The following is a 22,480-nucleotide window of genomic DNA, read 5'->3' on the forward strand; positions in this document are numbered from 1 at the left end:
CGGTACGTGCCGTTGTTCGGCGGGCGAAAGGATGAGGGCAGAAGTAAATGAACTCAATGGCATTGGCCGATGGAGCACAACTCTTCGGTGGCTCGGTCGACTTCAACTACGAAGGGTTGATAGATAACTTCTGGCGACTGACCGTCGACGGAGTGACCTATGGCGCCATCTACGCCTTGGTCGCTGTGGGCTATACCTTGGTCTACGGCGTATTGCGGCTGATCAATTTCGCCCATTCGGAAATCTTCATGCTCGGCCTGTTCGGGCAATTGCTCGGGTTGATGATCTTCGGATTCGTCGCCAGCCCCGATGCTTATACCCAGGGTGTCGTGCTCACCGTCGTCTATCTGGGCTTGGCGATGGTCGTCGGCATGCTGGTGTCCGGCGGCGCGGCCGTCGGATTGGAACGGGTGGCCTATCGTCCGCTGCGTAAGCGGGGCGCCAAACCGCTGGCCTTTCTGATCACCGCGATCGGCATGTCTTTCGTGCTCCAGGAACTGGTGCACTTCGTGCTGCCGAAGATCCGCCCGGACCTCGGCGGCACCAACGCACAGCAGGCGATCCGGCTCGTCGAGCCCACCGTGCAGTTCAGTTTCGGCGGTGCGGATGTCACCAACATCATGCTGCTCATCGTGATCGCCGCGGTCGTGCTGGCGATCGTCACCGAGATCCTGATCAACCAGACCAAATTCGGCCGCGGAATCCGAGCGGTGGCCCAGGACCCGGATACCGCGACGCTGATGGGCGTGTCGCGGGAACGGGTCATCATGCTGACCTTCCTCATCGGCGGCGTTCTCGCGGGCGCGGCGGCGATGCTGTACACGCTCAAGATCCCGAACGGGATCATCTACTCCGGCGGATTCATCCTCGGCATCAAGGCGTTCAGCGCCGCGGTGCTCGGCGGCATCGGCAATCTGCGCGGTGCGCTTCTCGGTGGCCTGCTGCTCGGTGTGGTGGAGCAGTACGGCCAGATCCTGTTCGGCACCGAATGGCGTGACGTGGTCGCGTTCGTAGTGCTGGTTCTGGTGCTGATGGTTCGCCCGACCGGCATCCTCGGGGAGAGTCTCGGAAGGGCACGCGCATGATCGACACGACCAAGACGGCGCCCGCGCCCGAGGCAGCGCGCCGCGGCCTCGGCGATGCGATCCGCACCTGGTGGGAGGGTCTGAGCAGGCCGGCGCAGTGGGGGGTCGGCGTTCCGATCCTGTTCCTGCTCGCGCTGCTGCCGCTGTTTCCGCCGCCGCTGCTGAACACCCCCTCCTACAACTTCGGCCTGGTGATGGCGCAGGTGGCGATGTACGCGCTGCTGGCCATCGGTCTCAATGTGGTGGTCGGGCAGGCCGGCCTGCTCGACCTCGGCTACGTCGGTTTCTACGCCGTCGGCGCCTATACCGTCGGGCTGCTCACCAGCCCCAACAGTCCGTGGAACCAGACCGACGGCGGCTGGCTGGATCCGCAGTGGGCGTGGCTGGCCTGCCTGCCGATCGCGGTCGCGGTGACCGCGGTCTCGGGTCTGATCCTCGGTTCGCCGACGCTGCGCCTGCGCGGTGACTACCTGGCGATCGTGACGCTCGGCTTCGGTGAGATCGTCCGGCTGCTGGCCGAGAACCTCACCGAGCTCACCAACGGCAGCCTGGGTCTGTCGGGCGTGGCCTATCCGCATATCGGCGCGTCCGAGAGCAGGCCGGAAGGTGTGTTCTCCGGTGGCAACAGCGGCGACCCGGATGCCGCGAACCTCCTCGACCGGGCCGGCTACGGCACCTACTGGTACTGGTTCGGCATGGCGCTGGTGGTGCTCGTGCTGCTGGTGGTGGGCAATCTGGAGCGCAGCCGGGTCGGCCGCGCCTGGGTGGCCATCCGGGAGGACGAGGACGCGGCCGAGATCATGGGTGTGCCGACGTTCAAATTCAAGCTGTGGGCGTTCATGATCGGCGCCGCGGTGGGCGGCATGTCCGGCGCGATCTACGCCGGACAGGTGCAGTTCGTCAATCCGGCCGGGTTCAACATCATCAACTCGATGCTGTTCCTGTGCGCTGTGGTCATCGGCGGTCAGGGCAACAAGCTCGGCGTGATCTTCGGCGCGTTCGTCATCGCCTATCTGCCCGCGCGGCTGCAATCGGTGAACCTGGTGAGCAATGAGTCGACCGGGTACGTCCTGCTGGCCATCGACGTCGCGGTGTTCGTCGTGCTGATCGTCGCCTGGCGGCTGTGGGCCGGCCGGCTGGGCCGGTGGCCACGACGCGGCGTGATCACCGGCATGGTGGCGACCGGTGTGCTGGGGTTGCTGCTGCTCGGCAGTGTGTTGCTGTTCCGCAAAGGCGGCGCGCAATCGCTGGGTGACCTCAAGTATCTGTATTTCGGTATCGCGTTGGTGGTGATGATGATTCTGCGTCCGCAGGGTCTGTTCCCGGTGCGGCAGAAGCTGCTCACCTACGGCAGGCAGGTATATCAGGCGGTGCGCCGACCGGCGGCCCGTGAGCTGGTCGGAGCCGGGCGATGACCGGCCCGGGTGCGGGCGACGCACTGTTCGACAACGAGGACATGGCGGCGGGTTACGCGCCGGAGCAGCCGGTCGAGCGGGTGGGCACGGTGGACGTGACCGCGGTGATCCCGGATCTCGCCGATTCCGGGACGGTCGCGGAAGTCGTCGCGCCGCATCGCGTCATCGAGACGGCAGTGGGCGAACCGCTGCTGCGTACCGATGGCTTGACGGTGCGGTTCGGTGGTCTCACCGCGCTGGACGACGTGAGCTTCGAGATCCGCCGCGGCGAGATTCTCGGCCTCATCGGTCCCAACGGCGCGGGTAAGACCACCTGCTTCAACGCGATCACCGGTGTGTACCAGCCCGCCGCCGGACTGGTGTACTTCGACGGCAAGCCGCTGACGAAGACCAAGCGCAACGCGATCACTCGCCTCGGCATTGCGCGCACCTTCCAGAACGTGCGCCTGTTCGGTGAGATGACCGCCTTGGAGAACGTGGTGGTCGGCACCGACGCACGGCACAAGACCTCGGTGCCCGGTGCGGTGTTCCGGACGCCGCGGCACCGGCGTGAGGAACGTGACGCCATCGAACGCGGCATGGCGCTGTTGGAGTTCGTCGGTATCGCGCCGCGCGCGGTGGAGAAGGCGCGCAACCTCTCCTACGGCGACCAGCGCCGCCTGGAGATCGCTCGCGCGCTGGCCACCGAGCCGAAGCTGCTGTGCCTGGACGAGCCGGCGGCTGGGTTCAACCCGAGCGAGAAGTCCGCGCTCATGGATCTGATCCGCAAGATCCGCGACGACGGGTTCACGGTGCTGCTGATCGAGCACGATATGCGCCTGGTGATGGGCGTGACCGACCGGATCGTGGTGCTGGAGTTCGGCCGCAAGATCGCCGACGGGCTGCCCGCCGACATTCGGGACAACGCGGCCGTGATCGCGGCATATCTCGGCGTGCCGGACACCCAGGTGGGCGCCGCCGGCGCTGCCGCAGACGAATCCGCTGGTACCGCTGGCGCATCCGGCAGTTCTGCAGCGGGAACTGATGCGGCCGCCGACGATATCCGGTCCGGGTCGCAGCAGGCGCAGCCGGGCAATCCGACGTCCGCGCAGTCGGCGCCGCCCGGCAAGCCCGCCGATGCTCCGCTGCTCGAAGTCGAGGACATGGTCGTCAATTACGGCAGAATTCAAGCGCTGCATGGAATTTCGCTGACCGTCGCGGAGGGTGAACTGGTTACGCTGCTCGGCGCCAACGGCGCGGGTAAGACGACGACCATGCGTGCCATGTCCGGGCTGCTGCCGCTGACCCGGGGGCGAATCCTGTTCGAGGGCCGCGACATCACCCAGATGAAGGCGCACGAGCGGGTGACCAGGGGACTGATCCAGGCGCCGGAGGGCCGGGGCGTGTTTCCCGGTATGACGGTGCAGGAGAACCTCGACATGGGTTGTTACGGACGGGGTTTCAAGCAGAAGGCCGAGTACGACCGGACCCTGGAGTGGGTTTTCGAGCTGTTCCCGCGTTTGCTCGAGCGGCGCAAACAGGTCGGCGGCACGCTCTCCGGCGGTGAGCAGCAGATGTTGGCGATCGCCCGCGCGCTGATGGCTCGGCCTCGGCTGCTGCTGCTCGATGAGCCGTCGATGGGCCTGGCGCCCATGGTGATCCAGCAGATATTCCGGATCATCAGCGAGATCAACCAGCAGGGCACCACCGTGTTGCTGGTCGAGCAGAACGCGCAACAGGCGTTGGCCCGCAGCCACCGCGCCTACATCATGGAGACCGGCGAGGTCACCAAGACCGGCCGCGGCCGCGAATTGCTCACCGATCCCGCGGTGAAGTCGGCTTATCTCGGTGTGGGGTAGCGGCTACCGGCGCAGGCGGTCGGCGGACGTCGTCCGGCTGCGTCCATAACGTGCCCGCTGCGGCCTGTGCTCCCGGTGGGAGCGCAGGCCGTAGTCATATGCCACGTCACCCGTTTCGGCGAGATTCGGCCGTGCAACGTCGCCACGATCCGCGAGAGGTGGGCGGGGCGCCGAGCAACGGCTCGCCGCCGGGCAACCGAACCTGCACTATCATCCGAGCGTGCTGGGCGATGCGGTCCGGTCGGCGTCGCGACGACCTGCGGCGTCATCCTCCACGGCTTGCCTGCGCTGGGCGCGTGCGCTGATCCCGTTGCGCCGGGTGTCCGGGTCACCACTTGTCGGTGCCGGTCCCTAGACTCATGCCCGTGAGTTCACCGACGACTGCCCAGCCTTCCGCCACCGCGTCCGACCCCGGGGGAGACCGGCCGACGCTGTTGCTGCTGGACGGTCATTCGATCGCCTACCGCGCTTTCTTCGCGCTACCGGCGGAGAACTTCAAGACGGTCACCGGGCAGACCACGAACGCGGTGTACGGCTTCACCGCGATGCTGATCAATCTGCTGCGCGATGAGAAGCCGACGCACGTCGCCGCGGCCTTCGACGTGTCCCGCCAGACCTTCCGTGCCGAGGCGTACCCGCAGTACAAGGCCAACCGCGCCACCACGCCGGACGAGTTCCGCGGGCAGGTCGAACTCACCAAGGACGTCCTCGGTGCGCTCGGCATTCCGGTGATGGCGATCGATGGCTTCGAGGCCGACGACATCATCGCCACACTCACCACGCGCGCGGCGGCCGAAGGTTTCCGCGTGCTCATCGTCACCGGCGACCGGGACGCCATCCAGTTGGTCGACGAGAACGTCACCGTGCTGTATCCGCGTAAGGGTGTCTCCGATCTGACGAGATTCACCCCCGACGAGGTGATGGCCAAGTACGGCCTCACACCGATCCAGTACCCCGACTATGCGGCGTTGCGCGGCGATCCGAGCGACAACCTGCCGGGTATTCCCGGTGTCGGAGAGAAAACCGCCGCCAAATGGATCCGCGAGTACGGCGATCTGAATGCCCTGGTCGACAAGGTGGACGAGGTAAAGGGCAAGGTCGGCGACGCACTGCGGGCCAACCTGAGCAGTGTGGTGCTCAATCGGCAGCTCACCGAGCTGATGCGTGCGGTGCCGCTGCCGTACACGCCCGATCAGCTGGCGCAGGGGCCGTGGGATCGGGAGAAGATCCACCGACTGTTCGACGATCTCGAGTTCCGCGTGCTGCGCGATCGGCTGTTCGAAACGCTGGCCCCGCCGGAGCCGGAAGCGGAGGCCGGCTTCGAGATCAGCGGCGGCGCGCTGGAGATCGGCGCCGTCGCCGCGTGGCTCGCCGAGCACGCGAAAGCGGGTGTGCGCCACGGTGTCTCGATTGTCGGAACCGGTATCCCGGCGCAGGGTGATGTGCGTGCGCTCGCCATCGCGGCCGGTGATGGCGAGAGCGGCTACATCGATGTCACCGTGCTCACTCCGGCGGACGAGGCGGCGCTGGGCGCATGGCTCGCCGACCCGGCCGTGCCCAAGGCGCTGCACGAGGCGAAGGCCGCCGTGCATGCACTGCGCGGCCGCGGCTGGACCCTCGGCGGCCTGACCAGTGATACGGCGCTGGCGGCCTATCTGGTCCGCCCCGGCCAGCGCACGTTCAATCTCGATGATCTCTCGCTGCGCTACCTGCACCGGGAACTGCGCGCGGAGGCTGCCGAGGCCGCGCAGCTGTCGCTGCTCGACGAGGAGGACACCGTCGACGCGGAGCTGGCGCGGGCGCAGATGCTGCGCGCTCGCGCCGTCGCCGACCTGGCCGACGCGCTGGACCAGGAACTGCACCAGATCGAGTCCACGCCGCTGCTCGCCGATATGGAACTGCCGCTGCTCGGCGTGCTGTCCACGCTGGAGGACGCGGGCATCGCGGTGGACACCGACCAGCTGGCGACGCTGCAGCGGCAATTCGCCGACCGGGTCACCAATGCGGCCGACGCGGCCTACGGGGTGATCGGTAAGCAGATCAATCTCGGCTCGCCCAAGCAGCTGCAGGTGGTGCTGTTCGACGAACTGGACATGCCCAAGACCAAGCGCACCAAGACCGGCTACACCACCGACGCGGACGCGCTGGAGTCGCTGTTCGAGAAGACCCAGCACCCGTTCCTGGAGCACTTGCTCGCGCACCGCGACGCCACCCGGCTCAAGGTCACCGTCGACGGTCTGCTCAAATGCGTCGCCGAGGACGGCCGGATCCACACCACGTTCAACCAGACGATCGCGGCGACCGGCCGGTTGTCCTCGACGGACCCGAATCTGCAGAACATCCCGATTCGCACCGACACCGGCAGGCTGATCCGCGACACCTTCGTGGTCGGTTCCGGCTACGAGTCGTTGATGACCGCGGATTACAGCCAGATCGAGATGCGCATCATGGCACATCTGTCCGGCGACGAGGGCTTGATCGAGGCGTTCAACTCCGGTGAGGACTTGCACAGCTTCGTCGCCTCGAAAGCGTTCGACATCCCGATCGCCCAGGTGACGCCGGAGTTGCGCCGCCGGATCAAGGCGATGTCCTACGGCCTGGCCTACGGGCTGAGTTCCTACGGCCTGTCGGCGCAGCTGAAGATCAGCACCACCGAGGCGAAGGAACAGATGGACGTCTACTTCGCCCGCTTCGGACGGATCCGCGACTACCTGTACGAGGTGGTCGAGCAGGCACGCAAGGTCGGCTATACCGAGACGCTGTTCGGCCGCCGCCGCTACCTGCCGGATCTGGACTCCAGCAACCGGCAGCGCCGGGAGTCGGCCGAGCGGATGGCGCTCAACGCCCCGATCCAGGGCACCGCGGCCGACATCATCAAGGTCGCGATGATCAACGTGCACCGGGCGATGCGGTCGGCCGGGCTGCGTTCCAGGATACTGCTGCAGATCCACGATGAACTGCTCTTCGAGGTCGCCGAAGACGAGCGGGAGGCGCTGGAAACGCTGGCCTGCGAACAGATGTCCTCGGCGATCGCCCTATCCGTGCCGTTGGAGGTCTCCGTGGGTGTCGGTCGCAGCTGGGACGCTGCCGCGCACTGAGGAAAGCGCAGCCCGCGGCGGATGTTGGTGGCGGTCGAAGCACCAGGCCGCGCCAGCGGGTCCGCTACTCCGGTGATGTCCGCTCAACGCGGTGTCCGGGGTCGGCCACAATCGGATTAGAGTGTTCAAAGTGCCTGGTCCACTGCATTTCGATGCCCACGCTGAGGTCTACGACCGGGCCAGGCCGCGGTATCCGGCTGCTGTGTGGGCCGAGCTGCAAGATCTCGGGTTGCTGCGGCCAGGGATCCGGGCGATTGATCTCGGTGCGTGTACTGGACTGGCCACGGGGCCGCTTCTCGAGGCGGGCGCGTCGGTCGACGCGGTCGAACCGGGCCCCGCCCTGGCCGATCGTCTGCGCCGGCGCTGGCCGGCGGCAGTCGTGCATGTCGGCACGGCCGAGCAGGTTGAGCTGCCGGCGGCAGTCTTTGATCTCGCGGTCGCGGCGACCGCTGTGCATTGGTTCGATCTCGAGGTGGTCGTCCCGAAGTTGCATCGCGTGCTGCGCCCCGGCGGCCATTTCGCTGTGTGGCGCAATGCCTTCGGTGACCCAACAGTCTCGATCACGCCGTTTCGCGAGCGAGTCGCCCAGATCGTGGCCCGCCGCGAAGCCGTAAATCCACAACGCGGGCATGGTGAACTCGACACCCACGCGTGGGCAGCTCGCCTGGCCTCCAGTGGGCATTTCGTCACCACGCACATTCGCCACTTCTCCTGGTCGATCGGCATGCGGACCGACCAGATCCGCGATCTGTTCACCACATTCAGCAACTGGGAGGCCGCCGAAGTGGATGAGGCAGCTCGCGCTGTGGACGAACTCGGGGGGCAGGTGACCGAGCACTATGTCACGCCACTGATCGTGCTGCGACGCAACACACTTCCCGACGCCTGATACAGGGTGTAGCAGCCGGGACCGCCTGAACCGTCGCCGCATGTTGCGCTGAGACACCGGCCGCTGAGCGTCCGCTCGGCAGCTTCCTGGAACTGGTAAGTATTGGTTTTCGAGTGGTCTGAAGTCAGCCAGGCGTGGCCAGCCCAGCCCCGTCCTCATTTGGGGCGTTAGCTATTGACAAGAAACTAATTGGTTGAAGCGTAGGCGGTGTGCGGGCCCTGGAAGTAGCCGCGGACGCGGTCGGGGAGCTTCTGGACACGGTGGAAGAACGAGCGGACGGCGGTGTGCATCTGGTCGCGGCTGGTGATGATCTGATCGGTGAGGGTGCGTTTGAGGTCGGCGTTGACCAGTTCGTCGGGATTGAGGTGCGGTGCGTACGGGGGCAGGAAGTGCAGCTCGATCTGGTCGGCGTGCTCGGCGACCCAGGCTGCGACCGCTTGGGATCGGTGCACGGGGTGGCCGTCGAGGATCAGGTGGATCTTCTGGGTGTGCTGACCCAGCAGCCGTGCGAGGAAGTCGAGGAGCTGTTCGGTGGCGAACCGGCCTTTGAACAGGGTGAAGTTCAGGTCACCGCGCGGGGAGATCGTCGACATCGCGTTGAGGGAGAGCCGTTTCCCGCTCCGGGCCACGGTCGGGGTCTGGCCCTTGCGACCCCACGTACGGCCCGACAGATGGTCGCTGCGAACGCCGACCTGGTCACCGAACAGGATGATCGCGCCCTCCCGCTTGGCACGCGCCGCCAGCTGCGGATACGTCTGCGTTACCCATACACGCATGGCTTCGGGGTCGGCCTCGATCGCGCGCCGGTCCGGGCGCTGGAACGTGAAACCCATGCGGCGCAGCACTTTCCCCATACCTTGCTCGGTGTAGGTGACGCCGAACAGTCGCCGTGCCAGCTCGGCGACTTTCCGCAGAGTCCACAACAGCCCACCAAGGTTCAGATCCTCGGGAGTGAACACAGTCAACGACTCGACCAGGGCCTCGGCCTGCGACGGTGTCAATTTCGTCTTCTCCCCGGCCCGCCGCCCCGGCCGGCCCGAGTCCAGGCCATCAGCACCTTTCTCGGCGAACCGGTTGCGCCAGTTACGGATAGAGCCCTCCGACACCCCGAACACCCGCTGCGCCTCACCGGACGTCATCCCATCCAGCAGCGCGGCCATCACCCGCTTCCGCACCGCCTCCTGCTGACCAGGGGAAAGCCTGCGCATATCCATCCGAAGATCATCACCCACACCCGAAACATCAACCAGCGCAACCGATTCGTTTCAAATCAATAACCGTTGGCGTCGCCCGATTTCTCCGTCGGCCGCTCCCGGCTTGAAATCGGATGAGGTATCCGTCGGGGTCGGCGACGAGGAACTGTTGGACTCCTACTTCTTCGGTGTCACCGACGCGGTACCACTTCGTTTCCGGTGGCATGAACAGTGGGTAGTCCGCTTCGCGTAGTGAGGACAGGATCGGCGCAAGGTCGGCGACGGTGACCTGGAAGTTGATTCCGCGCCCGAAAGGCCGATCGAGTTGGGCGGTGATCCAGTTCCGACCGATGCCGCGTTGTTCGAGCATGATGTGGGCCGTGCCGCGCGAGATGTATGCGAAGCCCTCTTCCGCGCGCTGATAGTTGATCTCGAATCCGCAGAGCCCGCACCAGAACGCGATGCTCCTCGCCGTGTCGGTGACGAGAAGCTCGGGAACGAGTGCGGGTTCGGTTGCGGTGGAATTCACGTCGTCATGCTCTCAGATCCTTCAACCGATGGAGACTTCCGATCTCGCGAAGTGTCAAGCCCGGTGGGCTTTCGTCCGGCACGACGCTCCAACTCCTCGGCTGCGGACATCCCCCAGCAGTTCCGCTGTTCCATCTCACGACACACCAATCCAACACCCCGGCTTGACAACCCAGCCCACACCCCGAACTGCGCGGCATTGCCGATCATGCCCCGGAGAGTACTCGCAGCTTCACGCCGTGGCGCTGGCACCAGTCGCGGCCGGCCAGGATGTCGGCGAGGTCGCCGCGCTGCCGGTACAGCTCGGACACGGTGAGCCGGTCACCAGGGCGCGCGTATCCGGCCAGCCGGCGGAAGCCGGCGCGGTCGAGCGCGGGGATCTTGGCGGAAGTGGCCGGGTCGGCGAGCAGGTGGGTCTGACGCAGGGTGCTCTGCTCGTCGGTGGACACCCGTGTGTAGACGAGTTCGGCCATGACCACAACGTCCCTTCATCGAGCCCGGTTGCTTCCATTCACCGGTCCTATCACGATGCCGGGTGGCCCCTAGACTCTGCTGCCATGGCCTCCGTAATCCTGGGATTCGATGAATTCGTTGTGCGGTATCGGTACCCCGGCCGCGGGATCGTGCTCGGGCGCGATTGCGCCGGAGAGGGTTTCGCGGCGTACTGGCTGACCGGGCGTAGCGAGGCGAGCCGAGCGCGGCGGATGGTCGTGGGTCCGGACGAGCTCGAGATCGTCGAGACCAGCGCGGGCCCAGCGGATCCGCTGCGGCATTACGTCGCGATCATGCGAACGAATGGCCTCCGTATCGTGGTCGGCAACGGTACCCAGGTGGGCGAAGTCGTGGCGAATTTCTCGGCCGGAGCGACGATGTGGGAGGCGCTGACCGCGCTGGAGTGCGAGCCGGACCCGCCGATCCTGACCCCGCGCATCACCGCGACCGCAGTCGTGAACGGCGCAGGGGTGCGGGAGGTGATCGTGTCCGGCGTGGTGGCGCACTCGCGCTGGCCGGATGCGCCGTCCTCGCAACACCGCCTGGTGCATGTCCCGGCGCTGGCCGGCGGCGAGGCGTACGCGGCGACCACGTACGCCGGAGACACCACTGCGGTGCTGACCAGCGGGCAACCGGTCGCTGTAGAGATTGATACGAAGTGGCCGGACCTGCTCGAGCGGATCTGGGATGGTCTGGATCCGGAGCTGCGGGTCGCGGTCGCGGTGGTCCCGCTGGCCGGGGACCTTCGTGACGGCCGATTCATCGGCCGCCACGACCCGCTTATTCTTCAGGCCGGCACCGGCAGCGCCACCACGTGAGTGCCTCCGGCCCGCTGGAGGTGCCGTCGATGTTCGATGCTCTACCGGGTCCTGCCGTTTGGGTGCTCGCTGCCAGAGCGGGTATCGTCACTCACATGCGGGGGTGCGTGATCTGCGACAAACACCGTGGGACCGGACCGCTGATGAGCCCGGTGATTCATGCCGATGACCTCGTGGTGGTGACCCACCGGCCTGCGGCCGGCGAGTGGGTGCGGCCGGGGTACCTGTTCGTCGAGCCGCGCCGCCACGTTGCGACCCTCGATCTGCTCGACGACACCGAGACAGTAGCGTTTGCCCGCGCTGTCCGCTCGTCGATCGGCGCCCTGCGCCGGGTCCTCGAACCCGCCCACGTCTTCACCTTCGTCGCGGGCCTGAGTGTGGCAGGTGTCCACCTTCACCAGCATGTCTTCACTCGCCCATCCAGCACCGCACGGCATGTGCCGTGGCACAACGCCGATTCCCCGGATGCGCCTCGGATCCTCGCATCCGGACTGGATGCGCTGTGCGCCGAACTGGCTGCGGCATTGCCAGGCTGAGGTGCTTCCACGGTTGTACTTCCACAGGGAACCGCGCGACACATGACGTCGACGCAGCATCAACGCTGCCGGCTACAGATCGTCGGTCAGGACCTCGTCGATGATCCGCAGACTGGTGATCTCGTGGTCGTGGTCTGGGGCCTCGATCAGGGTGAGCAAGGCTTTCCACAGCGCCCAGCCTCGCGCCCGCGTCCACGTGTCATCGTCGTGGGCGAGTACTCGGCGAAACGTCGCGCGGCTGTCCGCGGACAGCATCGTCCAGGCGAGGACCAGATCGCAGGCAGGGTCGCCGATACCGCAAGTACCGAAGTCGATGACAGCCGTCAATTTCCCCTCGGCTACCAGCAGATTGCCGGCAGCGATATCGCCGTGGAACCACACCGGGGTCCCGGTCCACTCTGCCGCCAGAGCGGACTCCCAGACCTCGGTAGCCCGTCGAACCTCGACACGTTCGGCCAACACTTGTAGGCAGCGCCGGGTCTGCTCGTCGTACTGCGCTGGGTGGCTCCCGCGGTAGAAGCTGTGCGCGCCGGCTAGAGGGGCGCCGCCGATATCGCATCGCTGCAGCGCGCAAATGAACTCCGCAACGTCGGCAGCGAACTCGGTCATATCGCCGATAGCGGCCCGGTCGGCCGTGTCGCCGGGCAGCCAATCACGCACCGACCAGGAGAACGCATATCCATAGTCCGGAGCTCCCACAGCGAGCACCGTCGGGATCGCGACCGGCAGCATCGGTGCCAGCCGAGGCAACCAGACGCTCTCTTTCGCTACTGCCGGCGCATAGGCAGCCGCGGTCGGCAGCCGCACCGACATGTCCGCGCCCAAACGGTAGGTGCGGTTGTCCCAGCCGTCCGCAGGCACCGGCGAGACCAGCAGATCACCCCACTGCGGAAACTGCGTCCGGATCAGGCACTCAACCAATACCGCGTCGATCCCGGCACGACCATCGACGGGAACATCACCCACCAAGTCATCCTGGACCTGAACCATCAGCCCCGGCAACCCAATTTCCATCGCCGACCGAGAGCTCGCCGCCCACGACTCACCCGCCTTACCACGACCAACACGCTGGCGAGGATCTGGCGCGAAACCGTCGACAAATAGCGCAGCGATCGAATACATGCACTCCACCGGTGCGATGTGTGCCAACCCGATCGCGCGCATCGTCACCAGTCCATTCGTGCCGCACAAGAACACGATCCGGGGTCTTCGATGTCGCCACGGGTGTTCTGCACGAAGCCGCCCGCTGGCGCAAAGAGTGTTGCAGCGCCACAGCGAGATTCGGGCTGTCGACGCGGCACGTCATCCCGGCAGCCGCCGCACCAGGCGCGCCGAACCGCCGGCGAGATCCACCTCGTCGCGCGGTGGCGCGCCATCGGATTTGTCTTCCCGATGCATCAGCGTGGTCATTCGCTGCTCGAATTCGTGATGCTTCGCGCCCTGAAACAACGCGGTCACCTCTTCGAAGCCCGCGGCAGCCAGCGGAGGTCCCGACCGTTCGCGGGTCCAGGGCAGTACGCGGCTTCCGGTGATTTTTGCCCACGCGACTTCGGCGAAGGCAAGCGCGATGAGAAGCAGGGACAGGCCCGGGATGGTCATGGCGACGAGACCCATGCCGCCGACGCTACGCTACGATCCCCCGCAACGTCCTGAACTGCGCGAATAGTACTCGTCAGTAGACAAATCGTGCACCGGAAATGGTTGCTATCGCGCCGCGATATCCCTATCCTCGAACGCGTGCCGAATCCCGCAGATCGCCACAACACAGCGCTGCGTGTCGCCTTCCGCGACCGCGCTGTGTCCATGGCGTCGCTCAACGGGCCCTCCGTGGTTGCGTCGGCTATCGCCGAACCGGAGGTTCGCGCCCGGCTGATTCCGCTTACCGCGATGGTGGCACAGCGTCGTCGAATTCTCGTAGTAACCCGCCGTAGCGGGGTCTGATTCGGGCCGGCCCCTCGCTGCGGCTGTCTCGACTTGCTAGTGCTGGTCCCCTCTGTCAACTGAGCAACGACATTCTTCGGGAAGACCTACTGTCAATGACCATCCTGTTTCTCGATACCGACGCTTTCCACGCCGCCGCTCCCCAAGGCCTGCGGGCCGAGAGCGCAGGTCTGACCTCGGCGCAGTTCCACCGCCACTACTGCGAGCACAGTGGCCCGATCCGGCTCGGTGACTGGTCACCTGCGGGCAGCCGTACCGCTGAGTTCACCGCCACCGTCGAATTCGCCGGGCACCTGCGGACCGTTGTCGCCGCAGGCAGCCCGGTCGCGGCGATGACCTCGGCTCTCTATGACGAGGGGTTCCCCGTGGAGATCTTGCAGTTTCACCAGCGGCGCACTGCGAGCGGCACCGCCACCTTCGTGCAGTGCGAGTGCAACGGCCGGCGCGGCTGGGGAGCGGCCCTGGCCGACGACAGCGCCGAGTCGACTGTTCGCGCGATGATCGCGGGCGTCAACCTGCTCGGGACTGCCTGATCCGAAATCTTCGATACCGCGGGGAGATAGTCCGCCGGTAGTCCAAGCCTGCGCCGGGCCCGATACGAGACCGGGCCCGGCTACAGCGTTCCTGCTACCGGCACTCCGTGTCCGGGCTTGCGCCGATGTCGTTGCGGCGCAGTAACTTACCGCGCTGCGCCCACTACTGACCGGCCTGCTGTTCGGCCAGTTGTTTGCGCACCTCGTCCATGTCCAGCGCCTTGACCTGGGAGACCAGATCGTCGAGCGCGGCGGGCGGCAGCGCACCGGGCTGTGCGAACACGAGCACGCCCTCCCGGAAGGCCATGATGGTCGGAATCGAGCGGATGTTGGCGGCTGCCGCGAGGCCCTGTTCGGCTTCGGTGTCGACCTTCCCGTGCACCACGTCGGGGTGCTTGTCCGAAGAGGCCTCGAAAGTGGGTGCGAAACTCTTGCACGGACCGCACCACTCGGCCCAGAAATCGACGAGTACCACGTCGTTTCCGGTGACGATCTCGTCGAAATTCTGCTGGGTCAGCGTCTGGGTGGCCATGACGTCCTCTCGTCTTCGGTGTGCCAGCTACAACACGAGCTGCCTCGGTTATCTTCCACGCCGGATCCGGCCCACCGGCCACTCGCGCCGCTGATCGCCGTCCCATCGACGGATACCCAGCACGGTCGCCGGAAAATCGCGGTCCCGCGCCACGGCGTGGATCGCCTCGCCGAGTTGGTGCGGTGCCACGCGCCTGGCCAGCGTGATGTGCGGTGTCCAGGCGTCTGGATACAGGTTGGCCGGGATACCGGGGCATGGGGAGATCGTGTGGAAGATCCGCCGTTGCAGCGCGAGCAGCGCTTCGGTCGGGACCACCAGTCGCACCAGGATGAAACGGCGGGCACCGAAGACCACCACGCCGCCGAGCCGCACCGGGATCGGTGCGAAGACCTGCTCGTCCAGCACCTGCTCGATGCGCGGCCAGATCTGCCTGGCCACCCCGGCGGTGATGTGCGGACGATTGGCTTCGTCGGTACGCGCGGCGAGACTGCGCACGCCGGCCTCCGCGAGCATCTGCCACTGCCGGCGGATCTCCGTGTCGGCGGCCTCGTCGAGAAGTAGTTCGACCGACTGCACCATGGTCCTCCGAAGGTAGCCGCAACCGGCGTGTCCGCGGGCCGCTTCCAGCAGCCGGGCGCGCCGGCGGGAAATCGCCACCGCCGACCTCGGCGGACAGGCTTCGACGAGCGAATTCACCGAGCAGGTGTGCGCCAGGGTGCACAAGCGTTAGCGGAATATCGAAAACCTCTGGGCTCAGCGCGATCCTGATCGGACCATCGGCCGGGATTTACGCTGAAATGTGCACGTGCTCAGCGCCGACCGCGCAGGCGCATGCTCTGGTCGCTCGTGCAGCCGGTCCGCATCCCAAAAGCCGCTGTTCATCGAGCAGGACAGTCGGTCGCGGCCGAGCGCCGACCCGTGGACCACCGCGCGCCGCGCAACGACTTCGTGACGCAGTTCGAGACTCTCCAGCGCGAACCGTTGCGTTCGCTTAGATTGCCAAACAGGTGATGGCACCCAGGTTGCGTGTATCCGAAATGTGGAGGGCTGCTGTGTCTGATTGGTCGTTTCCCGGTGGGCGTGCTCTGCGCGCCGGACTGGGTGTGCTCGCCGCGGGTGCACTGGTGCTGACGGGCTGTACCACCAACACCGAGGAATCCGGGCCCTCGGTGCCCAAGGTGCAGGTGGACAAGGTCGACGAGATCGCCGCGCAGCTTCCTGACAAGATCAAACAGTCCGGCAAGATCGTGGTCGGCGTGAACATCCCCTACCAGCCCAACGAGTACAAGGACGCCGGCGGCCGGATCGTCGGGTTCGATGTGGACGTGATGGACGCGGTCGCTACCGTGCTCGGCGTCAAGGCCGAATACGTCGAGTCGGCCTTCGAGAAGATCATCCCCGCGATCCAGGCGGGCACCTACGACGTGGGCATGTCCTCGATCACCGACTCCAAGGAACGCGAGCAGCAGGTCGACTTCACCACATACTTCAACGCGGGCATCCAGTGGGCCCAGCAGAGTGGCAAGCCGGTCGACCCGAACAATGCCTGCGGCAAGAAGGTCGCCGTGCAGGCCACCACCGTGGAGCACACCGACGAGGTGCCCGCCAAGAGCGCCAAGTGCGTCGCCGAGGGCAAGCCCGCCATCGACATCAAGCCGTTCGACGAGCAGAGCGCCGCGACGAACGCGTTGGTGCTCGGTCAGGTCGACGCCATGTCGGCCGACTCCCCGGTGACGGCGTACGCGATCAAGCAAAGCGCCGGCAAGATCGAGAACGCGGGCCCGGTGTTCGATTCCGCGCCCTACGGCTGGGCGGTGGCCAAGGGCGCGCCGCTGGCGGCGGTACTGCAGCAGGCCGTCCAGCACCTCATCGATAGCGGCAAGTACCTGGAGATCACGAAAAACTGGGGTGTCCAGGACGGCGCCATCACCAAGTCTGTCCGCAACGGCGCCGTGAGCTGAGCACATGGCCGACAACGACACCCGCCCGGCGCCCGGTGCCGCCGGGCCCGGCGGGCCGGACTCGACGCGCGAGCCGGAGCCGATCAAGGCGGTGCCGCTGCGCAGGCCCGGTCGTTGGATAGCAGCGGCGTTCATCCTGGTGCTTGCGGCGCTGTTCGTCTACGGCGCCGCCACGAACCCGGCGTATCGCTGGGATACCTATGCGAAGTATCTGTTCGACAGCCGGATCACCGCCGGCGCCATCGTGACGCTGGAATTGACCGTGCTCGCAATGGCCATCGCCATCGCGCTCGGAACGGCACTGGCTGTGATGCGACTGTCCCCGAACCCGGTCCTGCGGGCCTCGGCGTGGGTGTACCTGTGGATTTTCCGCGGTACGCCGGTGTTCGTGCAGTTGGTGTTCTGGGGACTGTTCCCGTCGCTGTATCGGCAGATCCACCTCGGCATTCCGTTCGGACCGCAATTCTTCGAGCTCGACGTGCAGGGGCTGCAGGCGGCGTTCGCCTTCGCGGTGATCGGCCTCGGACTCAACGAGGCCGCCTACATGGCCGAAATCGTCCGGGCGGGGATCAATTCCGTCGGCGAAGGGCAGCGGGAGGCGTCCATCGCGCTCGGTATGTCCTGGAGCCAGACCATGCGCCGGACCGTTCTGCCGCAGGCCATGCGGGTGATCATTCCGCCGACCGGCAACGAGCTCATCGGCATGTTGAAGACCACGGCGCTGGTCACGGCGATTCCGCTGAGCACCGACCTCTACGGCCGGGCCCGCGATATCTACGGCGTGAATTTCCAACCGATTCCGCTGCTGCTGGTCACCGCCACCTGGTATCTGGCGATCACCAGCGTGCTCATGGTCGGGCAATACTATCTGGAGCGCTACTACTCGCGCGGCGTCTCCCGGCAGCTGACCGGCAAGCAGCTGCAGGAACTCGCCGACGCGCAGGTGGAGACAGCGAAATGAGCGACACCGAGAACACCGCGGCCGCGGCGATGATTCGCGCGGATCGGGTCTGCAAGAACTTCGGTGCGCTGCAGGTGCTCAAGGGCGTCACGCTCGAGGTGCGCCGCGGCGAAGTGCTGTGCGTGATCGGGCCGTCCGGTTCCGGCAAGTCCACGTTCCTGCGCTGTATCAACCACCTCGAGCAGGTGAACGCCGGGCGGCTGTACGTCGACGGCCAGCTGGTGGGGTACCGGGAGAAGAACGGCAAGCTCTACGAGTTGCACCCGCGGGACGCGGCCCAGCAGCGCCGCGAGATCGGCATGGTGTTCCAGCATTTCAACCTGTTTCCGCACCGGACCGCGCTGGAGAACGTCATCGAGGCGCCCACTCAGGTCAAGAAGGTACCCAAGGCGCAAGCGCTGGTCAGGGCGCGGGAGCTGCTGACCCGGGTCGGCATGGCCGAGAAGGCGAACGCCTACCCGGCGCAGCTGTCCGGCGGCCAGCAGCAGCGCGTGGCCATCGCCCGCGCGCTGGCGATGGACCCGAAGCTCATGCTCTTCGACGAGCCCACCTCCGCGCTGGACCCGGAGCTGGTCGGCGAGGTGCTCACGGTGATGCGGGAACTCGCGGAATCGGGCATGACGATGGTGGTGGTCACCCATGAGATGGGTTTCGCGCGGGAAGTCGCCGACCAATTGGTGTTCATGGACGGCGGCGTGGTCGTCGAGGCGGGGCCGCCCCGCGAGCTGCTGGCAAACCCGCGGCACGAACGCACCAAGGCGTTCCTTTCGCGGCTGCTGTGAACCTGGAACCCACGTTCCCCGGCCCGGCGGCGGGCGGATAGGCACCAGGCCGACTGTGGGCGACCAATCCTTTCCAGCGGTAAAGACCGTTTTCTGTCGCCGCTTGGACCGTCGCGCCGGACCTGCCGCGCGGGTGTGCGGTTCGATGTGGTGGCCAACCGAGACTGGCTGTCGGCTCGATATCGGCCGGATTCGCTACCGGCGGTGGGCTCCGAGATCGGCGGGGGCTTCGGACTGGCGGTTGACCGGGGACTGCCCGTTGGCTCGAGACCGGCAACCGGCTCCAGATCGGCGGTTCGGATGAAGACAGGCAACCAGCCCGAGACCGACGATCAGCTCGAGATCGGCGGTGGCTCGGTACCCGTGATCGAGTCACGCGCGCCTTACGTGCCCGCCCGCAGGGCGATTCGTAGCCGGCCGAGAAGCACCTTGGCTGCCGGGCTGCCGGGACGGTCGGTGCGCCAGGCCAACGCGAGCTGTCCGCGCAGTTCGGGCTCGACAATGCGCACGGCCCGCACCCCGAAGGCCGCGGCTTCCTGCGTGGTGAGCGCGGGCACCACGGCGACGCCGAGGCCACGCGCGGCCAGTCGCAGCAGCAGCGGGGGTGCGGCCGCCTCGTAGGCGATGGTGGGCTCGAAACCCGCAGCGGCGCACGCACGCTGGAACACGCCGCGAATGCCGGTGCCGGGGGGCAGGCAGATCAGCGGACGATCCTGCAGCGCGGCGAGTGGAATCTCGGCCTCGTAGCCGGCGTCCGCCACCGGAACCGCTGCCACTATCGCCGTGTCCAGCACCACGTCGATGCCGATGCCGGGATCCAGTTCCGCGCCCGGCAGCCCGACCAGTGCGATATCCAGCTCACCTCTGCCGAGGGCGGCGAGCATCCGGTCGGAGGTGTCCTCGGTGAGGCTGATGCCGATCTGTGGATGGTCGTCGTGGAAATCCGCGAGCACGGCGGCGGCGTCGAATTCCTCGACCGCCGCGCCCGAGATGAGGCCGACCCGGACCTGTCCGCGGAGCAGTCCGGTGAACTCGTCCACCGTCTGCGTGATCCGCTCGGCCGCGGCCAGCGCCGCCTGCGCGTGCCGCAGTACGGCGGCGCCGACCTCGGTCAGCGTCACCGTACGTCCGCCGCGGTCCAGCAGCGGCTGGCCGAGTTCGCGTTCCAGTTGCCGGATCTGTGCGCTGAGCCCGGGCTGGGCCAGATGCAATCGGGCCGCGGCCCGGGTGAAGCCGGCCTCCTCCGCGACCGTGACGAAGTAGCGAAGCTGACGCATTTCCATAGCTATTGATTCTAGAAGCTATAAAAGCTATCTGTTTTACTTCTTACTCCCGGCAGGGAACTGTCGGAGTCATGGGAAACGACACCGCACAGACTCTTGCCATCGACGCCTTCACCGGCCCCGTCTTCCGTCCGGGCGACCCGGACTATGACACGGAGATCGCCGGTTTCCAGACCGCCTACACTCACCGGCCCGCGCTGGTCGTCGGCGCGGTGCACACCGAGGACGTGCGCGCCGCAGTGGAATACGCCGCGCGCCACGATCTTCCGATCGCCGTGCAGGCGACCGGGCACGGGCTGTCGGTCGCGGCCGACGGGGGAGTGCTCATCAGCACGCGCCGGATGACGGGCATCCGGATCGATCCGGCGAGCCGGACGGCGCATATCGGCGCGGGAGTGCGCGCGGGCGCGCTGGTCGAAGCGGCGGCCGAACACGGACTTGCGCCGCTGAACGGTTCCTCGCCCTCGGTCGGCGTGGTGGGCTATCTGCTCGGCGGCGGAGTCGGGCTGCTCGCCCGGCGGTACGGGTACGCCGCCGAGCACGTGCGCGCGATCGAGCTGATCACCGCCGACGGCCGGGTGTGGACACTCACGCCGGGCGACGAGCTGTTCGGCCCCGTGCTCGGTAGCGGAGGCAATTTCGGCGTCGTCACGGCCCTGGACGTCGAACTGCTTCCACTCACCGAGGTGTACGGCGGGCAATTGGTGTTCGACACACCGCTGGTCGAACGGGCGCTGGACGCGTGGCGGCGGTGGACCGCCACCGTGCCGGACGAACTGACCTCGACGGTCACCATGCTCGCCTTCCCGGACATCCCGCAGGTGCCGGCGCCGTTGCGCGGGCGGTACGTCGCCTCCATCCGGACCGCCTTCGCCGGCCCAGCCGAGGAGGGCGAGCGCCTGGTGGCGCCGTTGCGCGCGGTCGGCGACCGGTTGAAAGACGACGTGCGCGCGATGTCCTACACCGAGTCGCACACCATCCACAGCGACCCCGACCATCCGCACGCCTACGTCGCGACCAACGCGATGCTCGACGAGTTCACCGAAGACGCGGCCGCGGCACTACTGGTCGCGGCGGGCCCGGAGTCCGGCGCTGACGCGGTCGTCGACGTCCGTCATCTCGGCGGCGCGCTGGCTCGTCCGAGCGAAGCCGCGATCGCGGTCGACCATCGCGAAGCCGGGTACATCGTGCGAATCATCACCGGGCCCGAGGGCACCGCGACCCAGGCGCGGATCCGTGCCGCGCTGGCGCCGTGGACGCTGGGGAACAGCCTGAACTTCCTCTACGGCGCGGGCAGCGAAGCCGACGAGGCGCAGACTCGCGCGGGCTATCGGCCCGAGACCTACGCACGGCTGGCCGCGCTCAAGGCGGAGCACGACCCGGCCAACCTGTTTCGTTTCAACCGCAATATCCGGCCCGCCCACTGAGGCCCGTCTCGCCGTCGCGCTCTGGCCGGCGCGACGACGACATGCTATCTTCGTGATATCACTCTGATATTGGGAGGATGTCATGCAGTTTCGTTCCGCGTTCCGGGTCAACGGCTTTCTGGTGCTGCTGGGCTGGTTCGTGCTCACGGTCGTGTTCGGTGGCGCCGCGGTGCTCGGTTTCGTCGTGGGAGCCGGGCACGACAATCCGCTCGCCATCGGCGGCGCGGTGGCCGCGATTGTCGTCGTGGTGGTCCTGCTGTTTCTCGTCACGGGTCTGACGGTGGTGAATCCGAACGAGGCCAAAGTGGTTCAGTTCTTCGGCCGCTATGTCGGCTCGGTGAGCGACCCAGGGTTCTTCTCGGTGCTGCCGTTGACCGACCGCAAGAGCATCTCGCTGCGCGTCCGCAACTTCGAGACCCAGAAGCTCAAGGTCAACGACGCCGATGGCAACCCGGTGGAGATCGCCGCCGTGGTGGTCTACCGGGTGGTGGACAGCTTCAAGGCCGCTTTCGCCGTCGACGACTACGAGGAGTACGTCGAGACCCAGTCCGAGGCGGCGGTCCGCCATCTGGCCACTACGCACCCCTATGACGCGCACGACGCCGACCGCACCAGCCTGCGCGACGGCGCCGAGATCGCCGAGGAACTGACGGTCGAACTGCGTGAACGCACCGAGATGGCGGGCATCGAGGTGCTGGAGGCCAGGATCACCCACCTCGCCTACGCACCCGAGATCGCCCAGGCCATGCTGGTTCGGCAGCAGGCCGCCCAGGTGGTCGCCGCGCGCGCCAGAATCGTGGAGGGCGCGGTCGGCATGGTCGGCCTCGCGCTGCAGCGGCTCGCCGCGGAGGGCATGGTGGAGCTGGACGAGGAGCGCAAAGCGGCGATGGTGTCGAATCTGCTGGTCGTGCTGTGTGGTGATCGTCCGGCACAGCCCGTGGTCAACGCCGGTTCGCTCTACTCCTGAGGCGGCGGCCCATGGCTGAGCGCAAGAAACTGCTGCTACGCCTGGACCCGGCCGTCCACGACGCCATCGCGAAGTGGGCGGCCGACGACCTGCGCAGTATCAACGCCCAGATCGAGTACGCGCTGCGCCTGGCGCTGGAACAGGCCGGGCGCAAACCGAAGCGCGAAAACGGATCGGGGCCGGCCGAGGCGACCGAGTGAC

Annotated in this window: 22 protein-coding genes and 1 pseudogene; 15 read left to right on the top strand and 8 right to left on the bottom strand. The window is 66.8% G+C overall.

The window, feature by feature from the left end; genetic code table 11:
* The first annotated feature begins 47 nt into the window (after positions 1-47).
* From ACT86A_RS18540 to ACT86A_RS18565, 6 genes and pseudogenes are all read left to right on the top strand, one after another.
* The gene (locus ACT86A_RS18540) at positions 48-1,085 is read left to right on the top strand and encodes a branched-chain amino acid ABC transporter permease (protein ID WP_445093410.1); all 1,038 of its coding nucleotides are present in this window, start codon (positions 48-50) and stop codon (positions 1,083-1,085) included.
* The gene (locus ACT86A_RS18545) at positions 1,082-2,500 is read left to right on the top strand and encodes a branched-chain amino acid ABC transporter permease (protein WP_445093411.1); all 1,419 of its coding nucleotides are present in this window, start codon (positions 1,082-1,084) and stop codon (positions 2,498-2,500) included. Before ACT86A_RS18540 ends, ACT86A_RS18545 begins: the two co-directional genes overlap by 4 nt.
* A pseudogene (locus tag ACT86A_RS18550) lies at positions 2,497-3,450 on the top strand (ABC transporter ATP-binding protein); the annotation flags it as partial. The gene ACT86A_RS18545 and the pseudogene ACT86A_RS18550, both read left to right, overlap by 4 nt.
* Before the next feature lie 192 nt (positions 3,451-3,642).
* Positions 3,643-4,338 (top strand): ABC transporter ATP-binding protein, encoded by a 696-nt coding sequence (locus tag ACT86A_RS18555; protein WP_445093511.1) that lies wholly within the window; start codon positions 3,643-3,645, stop codon positions 4,336-4,338.
* A gap of 359 nt (positions 4,339-4,697) precedes the next feature.
* The gene (gene polA / locus ACT86A_RS18560) at positions 4,698-7,436 is read left to right on the top strand and encodes a DNA polymerase I (protein WP_445093412.1); all 2,739 of its coding nucleotides are present in this window, start codon (positions 4,698-4,700) and stop codon (positions 7,434-7,436) included.
* 130 nt (positions 7,437-7,566) lie between these two features.
* Positions 7,567-8,325, top strand: a complete 759-nt coding sequence (locus tag ACT86A_RS18565) for a class I SAM-dependent methyltransferase (protein ID WP_445093413.1) — start codon at positions 7,567-7,569, stop codon at positions 8,323-8,325.
* 185 nt (positions 8,326-8,510) lie between these two features.
* Here ACT86A_RS18565 and ACT86A_RS18570 read toward each other — a convergent pair whose 3' ends face one another.
* The 3 genes from ACT86A_RS18570 to ACT86A_RS18580 form a co-directional block, all read right to left on the bottom strand.
* Positions 8,511-9,557, bottom strand: coding sequence for an IS630 family transposase (locus ACT86A_RS18570; protein ID WP_445093414.1), 1,047 nt, complete (start codon positions 9,555-9,557; stop codon positions 8,511-8,513).
* A gap of 10 nt (positions 9,558-9,567) precedes the next feature.
* Positions 9,568-10,047 (bottom strand): bleomycin resistance protein, encoded by a 480-nt coding sequence (locus ACT86A_RS18575; protein WP_445093415.1) that lies wholly within the window; start codon positions 10,045-10,047, stop codon positions 9,568-9,570.
* A 205-nt stretch (positions 10,048-10,252) separates the two neighbouring features.
* On the bottom strand, positions 10,253-10,519 hold the full coding sequence (locus ACT86A_RS18580; RefSeq protein WP_445093416.1) for a recombinase family protein: 267 nt from the start codon (positions 10,517-10,519) through the stop codon (positions 10,253-10,255).
* Between the two features lie 84 nt (positions 10,520-10,603).
* Between ACT86A_RS18580 and ACT86A_RS18585 the strand changes: the two genes are divergently transcribed.
* Together ACT86A_RS18585 and ACT86A_RS18590 are read left to right on the top strand one after the other, a co-directional pair.
* Complete coding sequence (locus ACT86A_RS18585) at positions 10,604-11,356, top strand: IMP cyclohydrolase (RefSeq protein ID WP_445093417.1); 753 nt, start codon at positions 10,604-10,606, stop codon at positions 11,354-11,356.
* A 143-nt stretch (positions 11,357-11,499) separates the two neighbouring features.
* A complete protein-coding gene (locus ACT86A_RS18590) occupies positions 11,500-11,892 on the top strand; it encodes an HIT family protein (protein WP_445093418.1) in 393 nt (130 codons plus the stop codon).
* A gap of 72 nt (positions 11,893-11,964) precedes the next feature.
* Here ACT86A_RS18590 and ACT86A_RS18595 read toward each other — a convergent pair whose 3' ends face one another.
* Both ACT86A_RS18595 and ACT86A_RS18600 read right to left on the bottom strand, forming a co-directional pair.
* Positions 11,965-12,858 carry an aminoglycoside phosphotransferase family protein gene (locus ACT86A_RS18595; RefSeq protein WP_445093419.1) on the bottom strand — a complete coding sequence of 298 codons (894 nt, stop codon included), beginning with the start codon at positions 12,856-12,858 and terminating at the stop codon, positions 11,965-11,967.
* A 336-nt stretch (positions 12,859-13,194) separates the two neighbouring features.
* On the bottom strand, positions 13,195-13,506 hold the full coding sequence (locus tag ACT86A_RS18600) for a DUF6191 domain-containing protein (RefSeq protein WP_445093420.1): 312 nt from the start codon (positions 13,504-13,506) through the stop codon (positions 13,195-13,197).
* Positions 13,507-13,928: 422 nt separating this feature from the next.
* Between ACT86A_RS18600 and ACT86A_RS18605 the strand changes: the two genes are divergently transcribed.
* Positions 13,929-14,366: a 2-isopropylmalate synthase gene (locus ACT86A_RS18605; protein ID WP_445093421.1), complete on the top strand. Its 438-nt coding sequence runs from the start codon at positions 13,929-13,931 to the stop codon at positions 14,364-14,366.
* A 163-nt stretch (positions 14,367-14,529) separates the two neighbouring features.
* Here ACT86A_RS18605 and trxA read toward each other — a convergent pair whose 3' ends face one another.
* Entirely contained in the window at positions 14,530-14,898 is a 369-nt protein-coding gene (gene trxA / locus ACT86A_RS18610) for a thioredoxin (protein ID WP_445093422.1), read from the bottom strand.
* Positions 14,899-14,946: 48 nt separating this feature from the next.
* The gene (locus ACT86A_RS18615; protein WP_445093423.1) at positions 14,947-15,555 is read right to left on the bottom strand and encodes a 2'-5' RNA ligase family protein; all 609 of its coding nucleotides are present in this window, start codon (positions 15,553-15,555) and stop codon (positions 14,947-14,949) included.
* A 380-nt stretch (positions 15,556-15,935) separates the two neighbouring features.
* On the opposite strand from ACT86A_RS18615, the gene ACT86A_RS18620 reads away from it, so the two are divergent.
* Genes ACT86A_RS18620 through ACT86A_RS18630 form a run of 3 tightly spaced genes read left to right on the top strand, consistent with a single transcriptional unit; the run spans position 15,936 to position 18,602 of the window.
* Positions 15,936-16,859, top strand: a complete 924-nt coding sequence (locus ACT86A_RS18620) for an ABC transporter substrate-binding protein (protein WP_445093424.1) — start codon at positions 15,936-15,938, stop codon at positions 16,857-16,859.
* 4 nt (positions 16,860-16,863) lie between these two features.
* Positions 16,864-17,820 carry an amino acid ABC transporter permease gene (locus ACT86A_RS18625; protein WP_445093425.1) on the top strand — a complete coding sequence of 319 codons (957 nt, stop codon included), beginning with the start codon at positions 16,864-16,866 and terminating at the stop codon, positions 17,818-17,820.
* A gap of 29 nt (positions 17,821-17,849) precedes the next feature.
* The gene (locus ACT86A_RS18630) at positions 17,850-18,602 is read left to right on the top strand and encodes an amino acid ABC transporter ATP-binding protein (RefSeq protein ID WP_445093512.1); all 753 of its coding nucleotides are present in this window, start codon (positions 17,850-17,852) and stop codon (positions 18,600-18,602) included.
* A 383-nt stretch (positions 18,603-18,985) separates the two neighbouring features.
* Here the strand turns inward: ACT86A_RS18630 and ACT86A_RS18635 are convergent, their stop codons facing one another.
* A complete protein-coding gene (locus ACT86A_RS18635; RefSeq protein WP_445093426.1) occupies positions 18,986-19,885 on the bottom strand; it encodes a LysR family transcriptional regulator in 900 nt (299 codons plus the stop codon).
* Between the two features lie 71 nt (positions 19,886-19,956).
* Between ACT86A_RS18635 and ACT86A_RS18640 the strand changes: the two genes are divergently transcribed.
* From ACT86A_RS18640 to ACT86A_RS18650, 3 genes are all read left to right on the top strand, one after another.
* Positions 19,957-21,312 (top strand): FAD-binding oxidoreductase, encoded by a 1,356-nt coding sequence (locus tag ACT86A_RS18640; RefSeq protein ID WP_445093427.1) that lies wholly within the window; start codon positions 19,957-19,959, stop codon positions 21,310-21,312.
* A gap of 82 nt (positions 21,313-21,394) precedes the next feature.
* A complete protein-coding gene (locus tag ACT86A_RS18645) occupies positions 21,395-22,279 on the top strand; it encodes an SPFH domain-containing protein (RefSeq protein ID WP_445093428.1) in 885 nt (294 codons plus the stop codon).
* 11 nt (positions 22,280-22,290) lie between these two features.
* A complete protein-coding gene (locus tag ACT86A_RS18650; protein ID WP_445093429.1) occupies positions 22,291-22,479 on the top strand; it encodes a type II toxin-antitoxin system antitoxin in 189 nt (62 codons plus the stop codon).
* The last annotated feature ends 1 nt before the right edge of the window (position 22,480 follow it).

The organism is Nocardia glycosmidis (genome assembly GCF_052545115.1).

Excerpts from the sequence above, each read along its gene's own strand:
- ACT86A_RS18540 (WP_445093410.1), top strand. The coding sequence starts at position 48 with ATGAACTCAATGGCATTGGCCGATGGAGCACAACTCTTCGGTGGCTCG.
- ACT86A_RS18545 (WP_445093411.1), top strand. The coding sequence starts at position 1,082 with ATGATCGACACGACCAAGACGGCGCCCGCGCCCGAGGCAGCGCGCCGC.
- ACT86A_RS18555 (WP_445093511.1), top strand. The coding sequence starts at position 3,643 with ATGGTCGTCAATTACGGCAGAATTCAAGCGCTGCATGGAATTTCGCTG.
- polA (WP_445093412.1), top strand. The coding sequence starts at position 4,698 with ATGCCCGTGAGTTCACCGACGACTGCCCAGCCTTCCGCCACCGCGTCC.
- ACT86A_RS18580 (WP_445093416.1), bottom strand. The coding sequence starts at position 10,519 with ATGGCCGAACTCGTCTACACACGGGTGTCCACCGACGAGCAGAGCACC.
- ACT86A_RS18585 (WP_445093417.1), top strand. The coding sequence starts at position 10,604 with ATGGCCTCCGTAATCCTGGGATTCGATGAATTCGTTGTGCGGTATCGG.
- ACT86A_RS18590 (WP_445093418.1), top strand. The coding sequence starts at position 11,500 with ATGAGCCCGGTGATTCATGCCGATGACCTCGTGGTGGTGACCCACCGG.
- ACT86A_RS18600 (WP_445093420.1), bottom strand. The coding sequence starts at position 13,506 with ATGGGTCTCGTCGCCATGACCATCCCGGGCCTGTCCCTGCTTCTCATC.
- ACT86A_RS18605 (WP_445093421.1), top strand. The coding sequence starts at position 13,929 with ATGACCATCCTGTTTCTCGATACCGACGCTTTCCACGCCGCCGCTCCC.
- trxA (WP_445093422.1), bottom strand. The coding sequence starts at position 14,898 with ATGGCCACCCAGACGCTGACCCAGCAGAATTTCGACGAGATCGTCACC.
- ACT86A_RS18620 (WP_445093424.1), top strand. The coding sequence starts at position 15,936 with ATGTGGAGGGCTGCTGTGTCTGATTGGTCGTTTCCCGGTGGGCGTGCT.
- ACT86A_RS18625 (WP_445093425.1), top strand. The coding sequence starts at position 16,864 with ATGGCCGACAACGACACCCGCCCGGCGCCCGGTGCCGCCGGGCCCGGC.
- ACT86A_RS18630 (WP_445093512.1), top strand. The coding sequence starts at position 17,850 with ATGATTCGCGCGGATCGGGTCTGCAAGAACTTCGGTGCGCTGCAGGTG.
- ACT86A_RS18635 (WP_445093426.1), bottom strand. The coding sequence starts at position 19,885 with ATGGAAATGCGTCAGCTTCGCTACTTCGTCACGGTCGCGGAGGAGGCC.
- ACT86A_RS18640 (WP_445093427.1), top strand. The coding sequence starts at position 19,957 with ATGGGAAACGACACCGCACAGACTCTTGCCATCGACGCCTTCACCGGC.
- ACT86A_RS18645 (WP_445093428.1), top strand. The coding sequence starts at position 21,395 with ATGCAGTTTCGTTCCGCGTTCCGGGTCAACGGCTTTCTGGTGCTGCTG.
- ACT86A_RS18650 (WP_445093429.1), top strand. The coding sequence starts at position 22,291 with ATGGCTGAGCGCAAGAAACTGCTGCTACGCCTGGACCCGGCCGTCCAC.